Origin of the sequence: Ureibacillus sp. FSL W8-0352, from assembly GCF_038004345.1 — a bacterium.
GTDB classification, from domain to species: Bacteria; Bacillota; Bacilli; order Bacillales_A; family Planococcaceae; genus Ureibacillus; species Ureibacillus thermosphaericus.
The window spans coordinates 445860-462405 of record NZ_JBBOQT010000001.1; the positions used below are offsets into that span (position 1 = coordinate 445860).

The 16546-nt window shown below is 36.6% G+C and carries 14 protein-coding genes, 1 pseudogene and 1 riboswitch; of the genes and pseudogenes, 11 read left to right on the plus strand and 4 right to left on the minus strand.

Annotation, left to right across the window (positions count from 1 at the left end; genetic code table 11):
• Window positions 1-44 precede the first annotated feature (44 nt).
• The 11 genes and pseudogenes from NST98_RS02225 (at window position 45) to NST98_RS02275 (ending at window position 11339) form a co-directional block, all read left to right on the plus strand.
• On the plus strand, window positions 45-989 hold the full coding sequence (locus NST98_RS02225) for an ABC transporter permease (RefSeq protein ID WP_340704101.1): 945 nt from the start codon (window positions 45-47) through the stop codon (window positions 987-989).
• Entirely contained in the window at window positions 989-1963 is a 975-nt protein-coding gene (locus tag NST98_RS02230; RefSeq protein ID WP_340714288.1) for an ABC transporter permease, read from the plus strand. The genes NST98_RS02225 and NST98_RS02230 overlap by 1 nt, the downstream gene beginning before the upstream one ends.
• A gap of 11 nt (window positions 1964-1974) precedes the next feature.
• Window positions 1975-3027, plus strand: coding sequence for an ABC transporter ATP-binding protein (locus NST98_RS02235; protein ID WP_340714289.1), 1053 nt, complete (start codon window positions 1975-1977; stop codon window positions 3025-3027).
• The gene (locus tag NST98_RS02240; RefSeq protein ID WP_016839436.1) at window positions 3020-3967 is read left to right on the plus strand and encodes an ATP-binding cassette domain-containing protein; all 948 of its coding nucleotides are present in this window, start codon (window positions 3020-3022) and stop codon (window positions 3965-3967) included. The genes NST98_RS02235 and NST98_RS02240 overlap by 8 nt, the downstream gene beginning before the upstream one ends.
• A complete protein-coding gene (locus NST98_RS02245) occupies window positions 3964-4896 on the plus strand; it encodes a S66 peptidase family protein (RefSeq protein WP_340714290.1) in 933 nt (310 codons plus the stop codon). The genes NST98_RS02240 and NST98_RS02245 overlap by 4 nt, the downstream gene beginning before the upstream one ends.
• Window positions 4897-4908: 12 nt before the next feature.
• Window positions 4909-5667 carry a serine hydrolase gene (locus NST98_RS02250; RefSeq protein WP_340714291.1) on the plus strand — a complete coding sequence of 253 codons (759 nt, stop codon included), beginning with the start codon at window positions 4909-4911 and terminating at the stop codon, window positions 5665-5667.
• A 12-nt stretch (window positions 5668-5679) separates the two neighbouring features.
• Window positions 5680-6489: a C40 family peptidase gene (locus NST98_RS02255; RefSeq protein WP_340714292.1), complete on the plus strand. Its 810-nt coding sequence runs from the start codon at window positions 5680-5682 to the stop codon at window positions 6487-6489.
• A 766-nt stretch (window positions 6490-7255) separates the two neighbouring features.
• Window positions 7256-8842: an FMN-binding glutamate synthase family protein gene (locus NST98_RS02260; protein ID WP_340714293.1), complete on the plus strand. Its 1587-nt coding sequence runs from the start codon at window positions 7256-7258 to the stop codon at window positions 8840-8842.
• 211 nt (window positions 8843-9053) lie between these two features.
• Window positions 9054-9647: a TetR/AcrR family transcriptional regulator gene (locus NST98_RS02265; protein WP_340714294.1), complete on the plus strand. Its 594-nt coding sequence runs from the start codon at window positions 9054-9056 to the stop codon at window positions 9645-9647.
• Window positions 9648-9727: 80 nt separating this feature from the next.
• A pseudogene (locus NST98_RS02270) lies at window positions 9728-10447 on the plus strand (enoyl-CoA hydratase/isomerase family protein).
• A gap of 211 nt (window positions 10448-10658) precedes the next feature.
• Window positions 10659-11339 (plus strand): Dph6-related ATP pyrophosphatase, encoded by a 681-nt coding sequence (locus NST98_RS02275; RefSeq protein ID WP_340714295.1) that lies wholly within the window; start codon window positions 10659-10661, stop codon window positions 11337-11339.
• Window positions 11340-11649: 310 nt separating this feature from the next.
• Here NST98_RS02275 and NST98_RS02280 read toward each other — a convergent pair whose 3' ends face one another.
• The 4 genes from NST98_RS02280 to qoxB all read right to left on the minus strand — a co-directional run bounded on the left by NST98_RS02280 (window position 11650) and on the right by qoxB (window position 16539).
• The gene (locus NST98_RS02280; RefSeq protein ID WP_340714296.1) at window positions 11650-12945 is read right to left on the minus strand and encodes an NCS2 family permease; all 1296 of its coding nucleotides are present in this window, start codon (window positions 12943-12945) and stop codon (window positions 11650-11652) included.
• A 130-nt stretch (window positions 12946-13075) separates the two neighbouring features.
• Window positions 13076-13176, minus strand: a riboswitch (purine riboswitch).
• A 537-nt stretch (window positions 13177-13713) separates the two neighbouring features.
• A complete protein-coding gene (qoxD, locus tag NST98_RS02285) occupies window positions 13714-13995 on the minus strand; it encodes a cytochrome aa3 quinol oxidase subunit IV (RefSeq protein WP_016839144.1) in 282 nt (93 codons plus the stop codon).
• A 1-nt stretch (window position 13996) separates the two neighbouring features.
• Window positions 13997-14593 (minus strand): cytochrome aa3 quinol oxidase subunit III, encoded by a 597-nt coding sequence (qoxC, locus tag NST98_RS02290; protein ID WP_096550877.1) that lies wholly within the window; start codon window positions 14591-14593, stop codon window positions 13997-13999.
• Entirely contained in the window at window positions 14590-16539 is a 1950-nt protein-coding gene (gene qoxB, locus NST98_RS02295) for a cytochrome aa3 quinol oxidase subunit I (protein WP_340714297.1), read from the minus strand. The genes qoxC and qoxB overlap by 4 nt, the downstream gene beginning before the upstream one ends.
• Window positions 16540-16546: the final 7 nt, after the last annotated feature.

Below are 16546 nucleotides of genomic sequence, written 5' to 3' on the forward strand. Positions count from 1 at the left end.
ACATCTCCTTTCTTCTCTTATTTAGGTAAACAAGGGGGGTTCTCATGCTAGGATATATCGTAAAACGGCTGTTACAGTCAGTGGTTACACTATTTGTCATTATTACAGTCGTGTTTTTTTTATTACGCTTATTGCCTGAAGAAGGTTATTTAGGTGCCGCTGCTGATAAAATGACACCCGAACAACAAGAAGTCTATTTAACGAATTTAGGATTGCGTGATCCAATCCTCGTTCAGCTAGGAAACTTTTATTTAGATTTATTGCGTGGCGATTTGGGCAAATCCATTACATATCGTACGGATGTACCCGTTATTGATATTATTGCAGATAAAATCGTGTATTCATTTGCATTTGGAGTCGCAGCTGTTGCCTTATCCATTATCGTGGGCGTTCCATTAGGAATTTTCATGGCTCAATTTAAAGGAAGATGGTTAGATCGGCTTGGGACGGGCTATATTGTGTTCATTGTGGCAGTTCCTTCCATGGTCTATTACTTGCTCATTCAAGTATATATAACGGACTTCTTGAATTTACCTATGTTGTTTAATGAAAACAAGCCCATTACTTGGGTGTTGCCATTAATTTCACTGTCTTTAGGGCCAATCGCTTCTTATGCCATGTGGATGCGACGTTATATGGTCGATGAATTAAACAAAGATTATATTAAACTAGCGCGGGCTAAAGGTGTAAAAGAACGCACCATCATGTTTAGACATGTTATGCGAAATGCTTTTATTCCATTGGCTCAGTATTTGCCAGCAACCATCTTGCTAACTATCACTGGCTCCATTTATATTGAATCTTTATATTCCATACCGGGAATGGGCGGGTTGCTCGTTGACGCCATCCAGCGTCAAGATAATCCAGTCGTTCAAGCTCTTGTATTACTCTTCTCATCTTTAGGGATCATTGGATTATTTTTAGGAGATGTAGCAATGGCCCTTGTTGATCCTCGCATCAAATTCGGCAAAGGGGAGAGTGTTCGCTGATGGGCTTATATTCTGAAGAAATACGCAATATTACGGACAAATCTAGTAAACAATTATTTGAATTTGCGGTAGCAGATGAAAACAATGCAGAAAAAATCGGCTATTCGAATTATTCTTATTGGCGCTCTACTTGGAAGTCTTTTTTAAAAAATAAAGTAGCAGTAAGTTTATTGATTTTAGTTATTGCGATTGTTTTATTTGTTCTGATTCAGCCATATTTACCTAACCAAAAATCGCCAACGGAAATCTACCTGGATCCTGAAACTGGCTACCAAGCCCGCAATGTCCCACCAAACGAGGAATTCTGGTTTGGTACAAACTCCATTGGACAAGATTTATGGTCTCGCATATGGGCAGGAACAAGAACATCGTTATTTATTGGTGTGGTCGTAGCTATTGTTGAGGCGATTATTGGGATTACCATCGGTGCTCTGTGGGGGTATTCAAGGAAATTAGAAGCACCTCTCACTCATGCTTATAACGTGATTGAAAATATACCAACGACGATTGTATTAATCTTAATGTCTTTAATATTACGACCAAGTATCACTACGATTATTGTGGCAATGTGTATAACTGGCTGGGTTGAGATGGCAAGATTTATTCGCAACCAAATTGTCATCTTGCGTGACCGTGAATATAACTTGGCATCAAGAACGTTAGGAACGCCAAGCTATCGTATTATTTTAAAAAACTTGTTACCATATTTAATTTCAATCATTATGTTGCGAATGAGTTTAGCTGTTCCTTATGCAATTGGAGCAGAAGTATTTTTAACGTATATCGGTTTAGGGTTGCCTGTAGGTGAGCAATCATTAGGCAACTTAATTAACGAAGGTCGAGTATTAATGATGTCTCCAGATTTAAGATATCAGCTACTATTCCCAAGTATCGTATTAAGTGTGATTACGATTTCTTTCTATATTATAGGTAACTCATTCGCTGATGCGGCTGATCCGAAAAATCACGTATAGGAGGCATTCAAATGGTAGATGAGAAGAACAAAATCTTGTCCATTGAAAATCTAGTCATAAAGTTTACATTGCGTGGACGAGAACTGACGGCTATTCGTGATATATCTTTAGATTTATATAAAGGTGAAAGTTTAGCCATCGTAGGAGAATCAGGTTCTGGAAAATCTGTATTAATGAAATCGATCATAGGGCTATTGGATAAAAACGGTTATATTGATCAAGGGAAAATTTTGTATGAAGATTATGACTTAGCGCAATTTAAAACGGAAAATGATTGGTTGAAAATTCGAGGGAAAGAAATTGCGATGGTGACGCAAGACCCTATGACTTCTCTTAATCCGTTAAAAACGATTGGGAAGCAAATTGAGGAAGCGGTCATTTTGCATCAAGGACTAAAGGGAAAATCAGCCTACGAAAAAGTTCTTCAAATAATTCGGGATGTTGGAATAAAAGATGCGGAAAGACGTTACAAACAATATCCTCATGAGTTTTCAGGTGGTATGCGTCAAAGGATTGTGATTGCCATCGCGATTGCATGTAATCCAAAAATATTAATTTGTGATGAACCAACAACAGCTCTTGACGTAACGATTCAAGCACAAATTTTGCAGTTGCTGAAAAATCTCCAAGAAAAATATCAATTGACAACGATTTATATTACCCATGACCTTGGGGTTGTAGCAAAAGTAGCGGATCGCGTTGCGGTGATGTATGCAGGTGACATTATCGAATTTGGGAAAACGGATGAAATCTTTTTCAATGCAAAACATCCTTATACATGGGCATTAATTTCATCACTACCACAATTAGGGGAAAAAGGGAAAGAACTTTATTCCATAAAAGGGACGCCGCCGAATTTATTTAATGAAATTAAAGGAGATGCATTTGCGCCTCGTAATCCATATGCATTGAAAATTGATTTTGTAGAACGCCCTCCATACTTTAAAGTCAGTGATACCCATTATGCCAAAACGTGGCTGCTTCATCCCGATGCCCCAAAAGTAGAGCCTCCCGAAGTGTTGAGAAAATTTTTTGAAGAAGGGAGACAATACGCAAATGGCTAATCGCGAAGTAATACTTGAAGTGAAAAATTTAAATGTGACCTTTGGAAAAGGTAAGAAAAAGTTTGAAGCCATCAAAGATGTCAGCTTTCAAATTTATAAAGGAGAGACATTTGGATTAGTAGGAGAATCTGGTTCAGGAAAAACAACGATTGGCCGTGCGATTATGCGCATTAATGAAGTTACAAGTGGGGAGATATTATTTAAAGGAAGGAAAATCAATGGAAAAATCCCTCGTGATTGGGATCGTGAAATCACACAAAAAATTCAAATGATTTTCCAAGATCCAATGGCTTCTTTAAATGAACGGGCAAAAGTGGACTATATCATTAGTGAAGGCTTAATAAATACTAAAAATTATTCCAGTGAAAAAGAACGACAAGAGAAAATAAGAAATGCTTTGCTACAAGTTGGCCTTTTACCGGAATTTGCCTCAAGGTTTCCTCATGAATTCTCAGGTGGTCAGCGTCAACGAATTGGAATTGCTCGTGCTTTAGTGATGGAACCAGAGTTTATTATTGCAGATGAACCAATCTCAGCTTTAGATGTTTCCATCCGTGCGCAAGTATTGAATTTAATGAAACACCTACAACAACAAAATAATTTAACTTATTTATTCATTGCCCATGATTTATCCATTGTTCGCTTTTTCACAGATCGAACGGCAGTGATTTATAAGGGGAATATTGTGGAATTGGCAGAAACAGAAAAATTGTTTTCCAATCCCATTCACCCTTATACCCGTGCATTAATATCAGCTGTGCCTGAACCAAATCCGTATAAAGAACGTAGTAAAAAGGTGGAAATCTATGACCCTACTCAGCATAACTATGAAACAATGCCGCCTTCTTTTATTGAAATAGAAAAGGGACATTTTGTATTGGCAAACGAAGAAGAAATTGCCCGTTACCGTGAAACGAGAAGAATGGGGGTTAGCATGTGAGAATACCAAAATCGTTAAAAAAGGGTGATACGATTGGGTTGGTTAGTGCGTCCAGTCCAACTCCATCTGAAGTGTTGCCTAGAGCCATCAAAGCAATTGAAGACCTTGGCTTTAACGTCGTTGTAGGCGAAACTTGCAAAGAAAGGCATGGATATTTAGCTGGAAAAGATGACTTACGGGCACAAGAAATCAATGAAATGTTCCGCAATCCTGAAATTGATGGGATTTTTTGCATTCGCGGAGGATATGGTGCCCAAAGAATTTTGCCATTGTTGGATTTAGAGATGATTAAAGAAAACCCAAAAGTTTTTGCTGGGTATAGTGACGTCACAGCGCTTCATATTGTATTTAATCAACTATGTCAATTTGTCACATTCCATTCGCCTATGCCATCTACGGAATTCATTAAAGAGGAAATGGACGATTATACATGGAATTCATTTTTGACAAGCGTCATGGATACAGAACGCACGGATTATTTTTTAGAAAATGCACCTGGAAATCCTGTGAAAGTATTAGTTCCAGGTGAAGCGACTGGTGAATTGGTTGGCGGCAATTTGACATTGGTGGCTTCATCATTAGGAACTCCATATGAAATTGATACGAAAGGAAAAATATTATTTTTAGAAGATATCGATGAATATGAGCGAAGTGTTGATCGAATGCTTACACAATTAAAACTTGCAGGTAAACTGGATGATGCTGCGGGCATTTTGCTGGGAGCTTGGACAAATTGTGGTCCACAAAATCCAGATAAGCCTGAACAAAGTTTACGATTGCACACTATATTTGAAGAAATATTAGTTCCGACAGGTAAACCGATCTTAATGGACATTACATGTGGTCATGTGCTGCCTACGATGACGCTGCCATTAGGCAAGAAGATTTCATTTAATACCGAATTGAGAATGATAAAAGTAATGGGGTAGGTGGCGATTAGGATGGAGCAAATCCGAACCTTGATAGATGAAGCAGATTGTAAGGTGCATCTTGTAGTGAAAGATTTGAAAACGGATCAATACCTGATTGCTGAAAAGATGGATGAAGTCTTTCCAAGTGCAAGTATTATAAAAGTTCCCATTTTATTAGCTGTATTGCATTATGTACAAGAAGATCAATTTTCTTTAACAGATGTAGTTGAAATTTCACCAGAAAATAAAGTGGATTTTAGTGTAATCACGGAGCAAGACTTAACATCCTGTACCATCTATGAGTTGCTATTATGGATGATTATTACGAGCGATAATTCTGCAACAAATGAACTCATTGATTTACTTGGTTTTGAAAAGTTGAACCATTATTTTAAGAAAATCGGTTTGGCTCATACAAACCTGGAACGCAAAATGATGGATTTTGAAAAAATAAATCTAGGGTACGATAATGTGACGACTGCGAGAGATATGGCACAATTATTTTCATTGATTTATCAACAACAATTATTAATAGACGAATTTAATAAAATAGCAATTGATATTTTGTGCAAGCAAAGAGACTATGAACGCTTAAAGAGATATATAGCGGACGTCCGGATTGCCCATAAAACAGGCAGTTTAGATACGGTTTGTCATGATGTAGGAATTGTCTATCATCCAACTATGGACTATTTGATCGGAGTTTTTCTAACGGAATTAAATGATTTTGAATTCGGAAAGCGATTCATCGGCCGCATTTCCAAAATCGTATATGACTATTTCGAATAGGGGGGATACCCTATGAAAGCAGTTGCAAGTGATATGATTGTACCCCTACATAAACACCCGTATTCTACTTCTGAATGTGTTGACGAAGTATTATATGGAATGGTTGTTGAGATACTCGAAGATTGTGGCACTTGGGTACATGTTCAAACCGCCTATCGATATAAGGGGTATTGTTTAAAAGAAAAATTGCTCATCAATGAAGGAAAAGCTGGGCAATGGGATAAAGAAGCAAAACATGTCATCATTCAAAACTTCGCAGATATTTTAGCGGAACCAAAAATTCAAAGCGCGAAAATCGCTACATTAGTGAAGGGATCTTCTATTTCATTAGTGGAAGATTCGAGTTTGAATCCAGAATGGGTTAAAGTAAAATTGGTGAATGGCGAGATTGGTTATAGTCGTTCTTATTGGATACGTGAAAGAATTGTAGAATTGGATTCTGAGGAAGCGTTTCGAGAAAATGTTGTTCAAACTGCATTGAGCTATTTAAAGGCGCCTTATCGTTGGGGAGGAAAATCGCCGCTGGGAATTGATTGTTCTGGATTATGTTCTATGGCATACATGTTGAATGGTGTTTATATTTACCGAGATGCACAAATTGTAGAAGGTTTCCCAATCAAGGAAATACCCTTTGAAAAAATACAAAAAGGCGACTTGCTTTATTTCCCTGGACACATCGCCATGTATATGGGGGATGGACTGTATGTTCACTCCTCGCTTGGAGGAAATGAGGTAAGCATCAATAGTTTAAATGAAAAGGATTCGAACTATCGAAAAGATTTAGCGACTTCTATTACTGCAGTGGGGAGTTTATTTGGATAGGTTGTTTTTCGTGGCAGTCTAGAATTTTGTCTAGACTGCCCGTTAATTTTGAAGATGAAATATTGTAAAGGTTGGCTATATCTTTCATAGTTTGACTTTGCATGATTTTGTAGTAAGGACGGTTTTATTCGTTTGGCTATTAAGAGCATTACTTTGACTATTATCTTACGGATTTTGACTAATATGTGCTAGCAATTGACTATTATCGGATTTTATAGGGGCGATTTTGAGCTGCTTGGCTATTAAGTAAGTTACTTTGACTATTATCTTACGGAGTTTGACTAATATGTGCTAGCAATTGACTATTATCGGATTTTAAGAGGACGAATTTGAGCTGCTTGGCTATTAAGTATGTTACTTTGACTATTATCTTTTGGATTTTGACTAATATGTGCTAGCAATTGACTATTATCGGATTTTATAGGGGCGATTTTGAGCTGCTTGGCTATTAAGTAAGTTACTTTGACTATTATCTTTTGGATTTTGACTATTAAAAGCAAAGTTTTGGCTATTATTTAAATATTTGAGGGAATGATTTATTAAGTAATTTGTAAAATCAAGATATATTTTCCAAATGTTTAATGTATAGATTTTATTGGCGGATCAGATTCTAGAAGCAGCAGATTTTTAGTCTAAATTCTTTCTAACAGAAATGAAGAAAATACATCATCGGAATTCTCGCAACTAAAATTGAATAGTTTCCATATGATTGAGAAATCTAAACTATAGGGATTTTTTCAATTAATATTGTTTGGAGGTATCCATATTGAATCTTGCAGATGTGCTGATTGTAATTGGTTCGGTACTAATAGGCTTCCTTTTATTCATTCTTGTCGTGATTGGATTATATCTATATTTTATTGACCGGACGCAAAAGCAACATCCTGTACTTCGCAATTATCCACTAATTGGGAGAGCCCGTTATTTATTTGAAACGATAGGTCCTGAATTGCGCCAATATTTATTTAACAATGATACTGAGGGTAAGCCATTTTCACGTATCGAATATCAAACTATTGTCAAATCGGCAAAATATAAACGGGATGTAATTGGTTTTGGTTCACTTCGAGATTTTGAAAAACCCGGTTTTTATATTCGCAACTCCATGTTTCCTAAGTTAACAGAAGAATTAAAAATGGACGATGAAAAAATAAAGACAAAAAGATACCTCTTAGTGAAAGAGCCTTTATTTGGCCAAAGAAAGGAAATATTTGAAGATCATGTTTCAAAGGCATTTTTATTACATGATGAAGATGCAATTGTCATTGGAGAAAAAACGAAACATCCGTTTATTGTGAAAGGGCAAATCGGCATGTCTGCTATGAGTTATGGTTCCTTAGGAGATCATGCCATTACTGCCTTATCAGAGGGGTTAGGATTAGCGAAAGGGACATGGATGAACACTGGGGAAGGAGGGCTTTCGGAATATCATCTAAAAGGTAATGTCGATATTATTATGCAAATCGGCCCTGGTTTGTTTGGTGTGCGAGATAAAGAAGGAAATTTTAATTGGGATGCATTATTGGAAAAAAGTCAGATTCCACAGATTAAGGCATTCGAAATTAAATTAGCTCAAGGTGCGAAAACACGCGGTGGCCATATCGACGCTGAAAAGGTGACAGAGGAAATTGCAAGAATTCGTATGGTGGAGCCGTTTAAAGCAATCGATAGTCCGAACCGATTTAAAGAGTTTAATGATTTCCCTTCATTATTTGAATTTATGGAACAAATTCGAGAAAAAACAGGAAAACCCGTTGGCATGAAGGTAGTTATTGGAAGCCCCGATGAAGCAGAAGCTTTAGCAAAAGCGATAAAAGAGACTGGAAAAGGTCCCGATTTCATTACGGTTGATGGTGGGGAAGGTGGAACAGGTGCATCCTTCCAAGAGTTAGCAGATAGTGTCGGATTGCCAATTAAATCCGCCTTGCCATTAGTTCACAGTGCATTAATCAATTACGGTGTACGGAATCAGGTGAAAATCATCGCTTCCGGCAAACTGTTCTCTGCAGATCGGATTGCGATTGCCTTAGCCATGGGAGCGGACCTTGTCAACATCGCACGTGGATTTATGATTACGGTAGGATGCATCCAAGCATTAAAATGCCATTCAAATGCTTGTCCTGTTGGAGTTGCAACGACAGACCCTGATTTGCAAAAAGCTCTTGTCGTTGATGAAAAGAAATATCGTACGGCTAATTATGTCATTACCTTAAGGGAAGGACTTTTCCGTATAGCGGCTGCTTGTGGTCTTGAATCGCCAATCCATTTCAAACCTGAACATGTTGTTTATAAAGATAATAAAGGACGTGTAATTTCATTAGAAGAGATGTATCAATCATTACTAAAAAGTTGATGAATACAAGAAAAAATTGTGGTTAAAAATTAATAAGAGGTAATTATGTTCCAATAGTGATCATAATTCCTCTTTTTTTTGCAACATTAAAAAACATTAGGAGTTATAAATTTAACAAAATAAGCATATTGACAATTAGAATGTATTATAAATTTTTAATTGATCTAGGCTTCTTCAATATCAACACTAATGATGAAAACGGGAGATCACGATGCGAAAAGGTGAAAAAACACGACAACGAATCATTGAAAAATCTGCTCAAATCTTTAATGAAAAAGGGTATTACCAAACATCATTGTCAGATATTATGAATGAAACCGGATTGAAAAAAGGGGGAATATATAGATATTTTAAAGATAAAAATGAATTAATGATTGAAGCCTTCTACTTTGCGGTGAAAAAAGTAAGAAATTTCTATTTAGAGAAAACAACGTTAGAAAGTGATGAATTGACTTTATTAAAAACCTTTTTTGAAGTATTTAAAAATTTAGCAAATGATATTCCGATTGCAGGTGGTTGTCCGATTTTCAATGCATCGATTGAGATGGACTGTCAACAAGATAGCGACATACTACCCCATGCACAAAAAACGATGCATAGACTAATAGAAATGATTACTGAGATTATCGAATCTGGAAGAATAAAAGGAACTTTCCATTCCGAATTATCCGCAAAAGAGCAAGCTATTTTTTTTATATCTTCATTGGAAGGAGGATTGGCACTAACCAAGCTTTATAAAGATTCGAAATATTTATTAACTGTTTGCGAAAATTTAGAGAAGTATTTACAGACATTAGTAAACTAATCTCTGCTATGCAGAATTTTTATTTTTTACAAAAAGAGACCGATTGGTTCCTATCAGAAAAAAATGAAGGAGGATTGAATATGTATAAAGAAATCTTAGTGGAGAAAAGGGCAGATGGCATAGGGATTATTATCCTGAATCGACCATTAAAAAAGAATGCTATTAACATTACGTTAAGAAGAGAAGTATCAGAATGTCTAAATAAGTGGAAAGAATGTGATGAGATTGGTGTCGTTATTATTACGGGTGCAGGGAACGTATTTTCAAGTGGTTTTGATTTGAAAGAGTTCTCAGACCAAACTTTATTTGATGAAATATATGAATCTTCTGCTAAATATCATAGAGATGTTTGGCATTTTCCTAAACCATTAATTGCTGGTATTAATGGTTTAGCGTATGGCGGAGGATTTGACTTAGCTACTTTATGTGATTTGAGGATCTGTTCAGTTGATGCAACTTTTGCACATCCCGAAATAAAATTTGGAGCTCCTCCTATTTTTACTCCACTTCGCTGGATAGTTGGAGAAGGAATTGCGAAGGATATTTGTTTTACATGAAGAATAATTGATGCAAAAAAAGCGTATGAAATTGGATTAGTTAATTACCTTGTGGAAAGTGATCAAGTATTAAATAAATGTATTGAAATAGCTAAACAGATTTTAGAATCTCCTGCTGAGACTTTACGATTCACAAAAAGTTATATGAAAAAACATGCGGAGGAAAGTTTTGAAAGAGCCTTTAAAATTGAACATGATCAAGCATTTAAAGAGGTATTGTTTAAACAGCTTATGAAAAAATGATGAATCAAAAATAAAAGGGAGTCATATTTAAAATTAATGCTCTCTATACAGCCAGTTTCGAATTCAAACCGTTTGTTTCTATATAGCAATTTGTAACTATAGAAGTAGAGCTATTTTACACTTTAATTCGTTTTTTGTTTTTCGAAGCACTGAGTCTATAAACGGTTTATAATAAATAAGAAAAAACATATATTGAAAGGCTGAAACGATAGTGAATGATTGGCTGGAAAGAGTAAAAAATAAAAAATTTATCGCATCCTTTAGCGGGGGAAAGGATAGTATGCTTGCTTTATATAAAGCGAAGCAAGTAGCAGAACCACTTGGACTAATTGCAATGCTGGATGAAACAGAAGAACATTCCCACTCGCACAGACTGACTCCTGAATTTTTAACTGCGCAAGCTCAAGCTATTGGTTATCCCATTTATTCACGGGGAGCAAGCTGGACAACATATGAACAACATTTCATTGAGCTATTACAAGAGGCGAAGAAAAAAGGTGCGGAAGTCCTCGTGACTGGAGACGTGGACGTAGCATATGAGGGAACATGGCACGCAGATGTCACAAATAAAGTAGGGATCACATTAAGCATGCCCCTTTACCTTAAAAATCATCGTTCGCTAGTTGAAGAATTTATTGATTTAGACTTTATAGCTATGGTGACAACCGTGAATTTATCACTCGGTATGCGTATGGAAGACTTAGGAAGAATCTTGACTAGAGACTTCTTGGACGAGCTTCAGCAAAGATCTATTGATCCTTGCGGCGAAGGGGGCGAGTTCCATACAACGGTGATCGATGGTCCAATATTTTCAGCCCCTCTTCAAGTTCAACCGTTGGACATTATTACACATGAAAATTATGCATTTTTGCCATTGAAATTAAAAGCGTAATAATGAAAACCTTACATTTAGAAGTGCCTCTCTAAATGTAAGGTTTTGATATTTTTAAAATAAATGGTGTAGAAGTTCTTTTGAAAGCCGTTTTTCATTGTAATCAGCATGAAGGACTACAACGAAAATACTCTTAATACAATAGATAAAGTGTCGATGATGGGATTGCGTGTAAAATACAATTGCCTGTGAAATTTCGCAGTAAAAAATTTCACAGGCACTTTCATTCAGAGGAGGGTTTCTACCAGCATTTTTTTAGACTATTCTATGTAGTGGTTATTACTTTTGACATCACTCATCAATGTGTTTCTTAGATGAAAAACGCAAAATATAAAATAAATAGAATACAAAGTAAATACATCATTGGATGAACTTCTTTAAAACGTTTTTGAGCCATTAAACAAATGGGATAAAGGACAAACCCTAATCCAATACCAATAACTACGCTAGACGTAAGTGGCATCATAATTATTGTTAAAAACGATGGAATTACAATTTCTAACTTTGTCCAATTGATTTTACGGATTTCCATTGCCATTAAGGCACCGACAATAATTAATGCAGCGGATGTCACTTCCGCCGAAATCACACTGACAAGCGGTGAGAAAAACAACGCAACTAGGAAACACGCTGCAATGACGACAGATGTAAAGCCCGTTCTTCCTCCAACAGCAATACCAGCTGACGATTCAACACTTGTGGCAGGAGTTGAAGTTCCTAGAATAGCACCAAATACACCGGCAAGAGAATCAGCAAGCAATCCTTTACCTATATTCGGGATTTTACCATCTTTGACCATGCCAGCTTGGCTTGTTAATCCAATTAAAGCACCAGCCGTATCAAAAAAGGCAACAATTAAAAAGGTAAAGATGACTGTCAACATTTCAGGTGTAAATATTTCATCTAAGTGATTAAACACGACACCAAAAGTTGGTTCAATACTTGGGATACTCCCAATGAATGATGAAGGAACCTCAATTAAGCCGCACATCATACCTATAATGGTTGTTATACACATTCCATAGAATATGCCGCCATTGATTCCACGCACTAATAAAATAATTGTGATAGTAAGTCCAACTATTGCAAGCAGAGTCATCGGTGAAGTCAAATCTCCAATGGAAACAAATGTGTCTTCATTGCTTATAACAATACCACCATTTTTTAAACCGATAAACGTGATGAAGAACCCGATTCCGGAAGCGATGGCGTATTTTAAATCTGATGGAATAATCGTAATAATTTTTTCTCGAACTTTCATTAAACTTAATAACGTAAAAATAATGCCCGCAACAAAAACCCCAGTTAGTGTAATTTTCCAGTCAATCCCCATTCCAATACATACGGAAAAAGTAAAGAAAGAATTCAATCCCATACTGGGAGCTATGGCGATGGGAAAGTTAGCGAGCAGCCCAATAAGTAGTGTACCAATGATGGCAGTAAGAGCTGTTGCAGTGAATACTGCTCCTTGATCCATCCCAGATTGGCTCAAAATAAGCGGATTAACGATTAAAATATAGGCAAGGGATACGAAAGTCGTAATCCCTGCTAATGTTTCTTGCTTATAGGATGTATTTCGTTCAGTAAATTTAAAAAAGTTTCTCATGATGTACTCTCCTAGTTTTATCAAAGAATAGATGAAAGCAAGTTTACAGCTAATAGATTTCCCCAATAAAAAAACTTTGGCGACAATTAGGCCAAAGTTTCTCTACAGAATGGAATAAAAATATTATGTATAATAAGTTTTCATTCCTTGTAGACAAGCTATTTATGGTAGCTGGTAGAAACATTCAAGCCGTATTCTTGAATTTATACAAGGTTTTTTATGTTATATTAAAAAGTTTAGAAAAATGATAACAGCTTTCATTTGAATCGTCAATATAAATTAGAATGATTTTTTATAAATAATTAATATAAAATATTTTAAAAAATGAAAAAAGTAAGAATAATAAAACGAAAAGTCATGGATAGGAACATGCATAAGGAGAACAAAGTTTGAGAGCAGTTAAAAAGATGAATTGAAAGTCGTTTTAATAAAAGTGTAAACATAAAACAAAAAAAGTTCATAAAATACAATTATTATGTTTGAAGTATAAAAAGTATGGTATTATTTTTTTAAGAAAAAATTTGTCTAAATTGTGAACGGAAAATATACAAAAGGGTATTCACGATTGTTGATAGCATAGGGGAGAGGACTATGTTGAATACTTGGAATTAGTTTTGTTTCCAATCTATCAATGTGGTACGGTATTAGTATCGTGAAAGGGAGTTTTTATTCATTACTCATTGGCCTATTTCTTCATTTAATCCAATTTGAATTTCAGTCAAATAATAAAAAAGCTTGAATGCAAGATTCAAGCTTTTTCCATGTCCATTACATATCCCAAATTAAAATCAATAATGAACCAATTATTGTAACGACTGCGATAATAATTCCGTAAAGCACATTTGTATAAATCGCTTTACCGTCTTCCGTTTCACCTGCGTGCATAAATAGCACTAATTGCACTGTTGCTTGGACAAAAGCTGTGACAAGTAGGATTGACATTGCTATTGGGAAAGTAAAATCCAGAAAATATACAAGCAGAGCAATAATCGTTAACACTAATGAAAAGATATAGCCGCCGACTTGTTTTGCAGGAAATAATTCTTTCATATTACATCATTCCTTTCAAGTAGATGAAGCTGAAAATGAAAATCCAGACAACATCTAGGAAATGCCAGTAAAGGGAGAATATAAAGGATTTATTGGCTGTTCGTGCATTTATGCCGTCTTTTGCCACCTGAATGATGATGCTAAGTCCCCAGAACAATCCGAGGGTAACGTGGGCACCATGGGTACCGAGCGTTGTTAAGAGTGCAGCAGTAAATCCGCTTGTTTGATAAGTTGCACCAACATGGTAGTAATGCATAAATTCAAAGATTTCTACTGAAAGGAACCCTAGACCAAGTAATAGGGTAATACCTAAAAATGCTAACATGGCCTTTTTACGTCCGATTCTCATTGCATGAACAGCAAGGCCAATGGTGAAACTACTTGTGAGTAATACAAACGTTTCAATAAGCACTGGTGAAATTTCGAAGATTTCCGGTCCAGTTGGTCCATTTCCTGTTCGATGTTCCATGATGAAGTAGGCTGTAAAAAGTGTTGCAAACAGCATGATTTCCGCACCAAGGAAAATCCAGAAACCTAAAATATTCAATTGGTTTTGATGTGTACCATATTCAAGAGGCTGCGTGTGATCGATTTTCATGAATTAGCACCTCCATATGTGCTTTCCGTTGCTTTAATTTCTTCCACTGAAATATAGCGTCCATCATCTTTTTCAAAGGAACGAAGCACCATACATGCGAAAATACCGATTAGCGCGATGACTGCAGGAACCCACAATGCAAATACGAAGGAGAATCCAGCGATAAAGAAAATCACACCCATAATAAATGGGACACCACTATTATTTGGCATGTGGATTTTTTCAATGTCACCTTTAAATAATTCATGTCCATTTTTCTTCACATCCCATAATGCTTCACTCGTTGCTACATGTGGAGTGCGTGCGAAGTTGTATTCTGGCACTGGGTTGTGCGTTGCCCACTCCAATGTACGAGCGTTCCATGGGTCATCCCCAACATTTCTTGGAGAATTTTTAATACTATATAAAATGTTATAGACGATAATGCAGAAGGCAATTGTCATTAAACCTGCACCGATGAATGCAACAAAGTTTAAAGGACCGAAACCTGTCGCTTCTGAATACGTATACATACGGCGTGCTTGTCCGTCTAAACCTGTAATGTACATTGGGAAGAAGGCAAGGACGAATCCGATTGATAAGAACCAGAAAGCCCATTTACCAATGCGTTCATTTAACATAAAGCCGAACATTTTTGGCCAGTAGTAATGTAAGCCAGCTAACATCGCAAATACGACACCAGGTATGATTGTATTATGGAAGTGAGCGACTAAGAACATTGTATTATGATATTGATAGTCCGCTGCTGACATCGCAAGCATAACCCCAGTAACCCCACCGATTGTAAATAGTGGAATGAATCCTACTGAGTACAGCATTGGAACAGTAAAGCGAATTTTCCCTTTCCACATCGTAAGCAGCCAGTTAAAGATTTTCACTCCAGTAGGCACCGCAATGGCCATTGTTGAAATGGAGAAGATACTGTTTGTTAAAGCACCTTGACCCATCGTAAAGAAGTGGTGCGTCCAAACTAGGAATGAAAGCAGGGAGATAATCACCATTGATCCTACCATTGATTTATATCCGTAAAGGTTTCGTCCAGAAAAAGTAGAAATAATCTCACTGTAAAGACCAAAGGCTGGTAAGATTAAGATATATACTTCCGGGTGTCCCCAGATCCAGAAGAAGTTTGCCCAAAGCATGTCCATACCGCCATTTGTAGAAGTAAAGAAGTTTGTCGCAAATAAGCGGTCTGTTGTACCCATTAATAACGCAATTGTTAATACTGGGAACGCAAAGATGATGATGACACAAGCCATAAATGTAGCCCATGTAAACATTGGCATTTTCATCAGCGACATTCCTGGAGCACGCATTTTTAAGATCGTAGTAATCATGTTGATACCAGTCATTAAGGATCCAATACCCGAAATCTGAATGGCAATCATATAATAGTTCGTTCCGACAGATTCACTAAATTCCGTTCCAGCAAGTGGGAAGTAAGACGTCCATCCTGCATCTGGTGAACCACCGACAACGAACGAAATATTAAATAACATCGCTCCAAAGAAGAAAAGCCAAAAGCTGATAGCGTTAAGTCTTGGAAAGGCAACGTCACGAGCTCCAATTTGCAATGGAACGACGATGTTCATGAAGGCAAAGATGAAAGGCATTGCCATAAAGATGATCATGACTACACCGTGCGTTGTAAAAATTTCATTATAATGTTGCGCGTCCAATAATTGATTTTCCGGCATGGAGAGCTGTGCACGCATCATAATCGCGTCAGCTCCACCACGGAACAACATCAAAATTGCGGAGATTAAATACATAATCCCGATTTTTTTATGGTCCACAGTCGTAAGCCATTCTCGCCACAGGTAACCCCATTTTTTAAAATATGTTAAACCAACGACAATGGCTAGGGAGACAACAACAATCGCTACCATAGATGCATAGATTGCTGGGCTTGGATGCGGCACAGCAAATCGTTCAAAAAATTCCATGGATTTT

Coding starts and splice junctions, on each gene's coding strand:
- NST98_RS02235 (WP_340714289.1), top strand. CDS start 1,975: ATGGTAGATGAGAAGAACAAAATCTTGTCCATTGAAAATCTAGTCATA.
- NST98_RS02240 (WP_016839436.1), top strand. CDS start 3,020: ATGGCTAATCGCGAAGTAATACTTGAAGTGAAAAATTTAAATGTGACC.
- NST98_RS02255 (WP_340714292.1), top strand. CDS start 5,680: ATGAAAGCAGTTGCAAGTGATATGATTGTACCCCTACATAAACACCCG.
- qoxD (WP_016839144.1), bottom strand. CDS start 13,995: ATGAAAGAATTATTTCCTGCAAAACAAGTCGGCGGCTATATCTTTTCA.
- NST98_RS02225 (WP_340704101.1), top strand. CDS start 45: ATGCTAGGATATATCGTAAAACGGCTGTTACAGTCAGTGGTTACACTA.
- NST98_RS02265 (WP_340714294.1), top strand. CDS start 9,054: ATGCGAAAAGGTGAAAAAACACGACAACGAATCATTGAAAAATCTGCT.
- NST98_RS02230 (WP_340714288.1), top strand. CDS start 989: ATGGGCTTATATTCTGAAGAAATACGCAATATTACGGACAAATCTAGT.
- qoxC (WP_096550877.1), bottom strand. CDS start 14,593: ATGAAAATCGATCACACGCAGCCTCTTGAATATGGTACACATCAAAAC.
- NST98_RS02280 (WP_340714296.1), bottom strand. CDS start 12,945: ATGAGAAACTTTTTTAAATTTACTGAACGAAATACATCCTATAAGCAA.
- qoxB (WP_340714297.1), bottom strand. CDS start 16,539: ATGGAATTTTTTGAACGATTTGCTGTGCCGCATCCAAGCCCAGCAATC.
- NST98_RS02250 (WP_340714291.1), top strand. CDS start 4,909: ATGGAGCAAATCCGAACCTTGATAGATGAAGCAGATTGTAAGGTGCAT.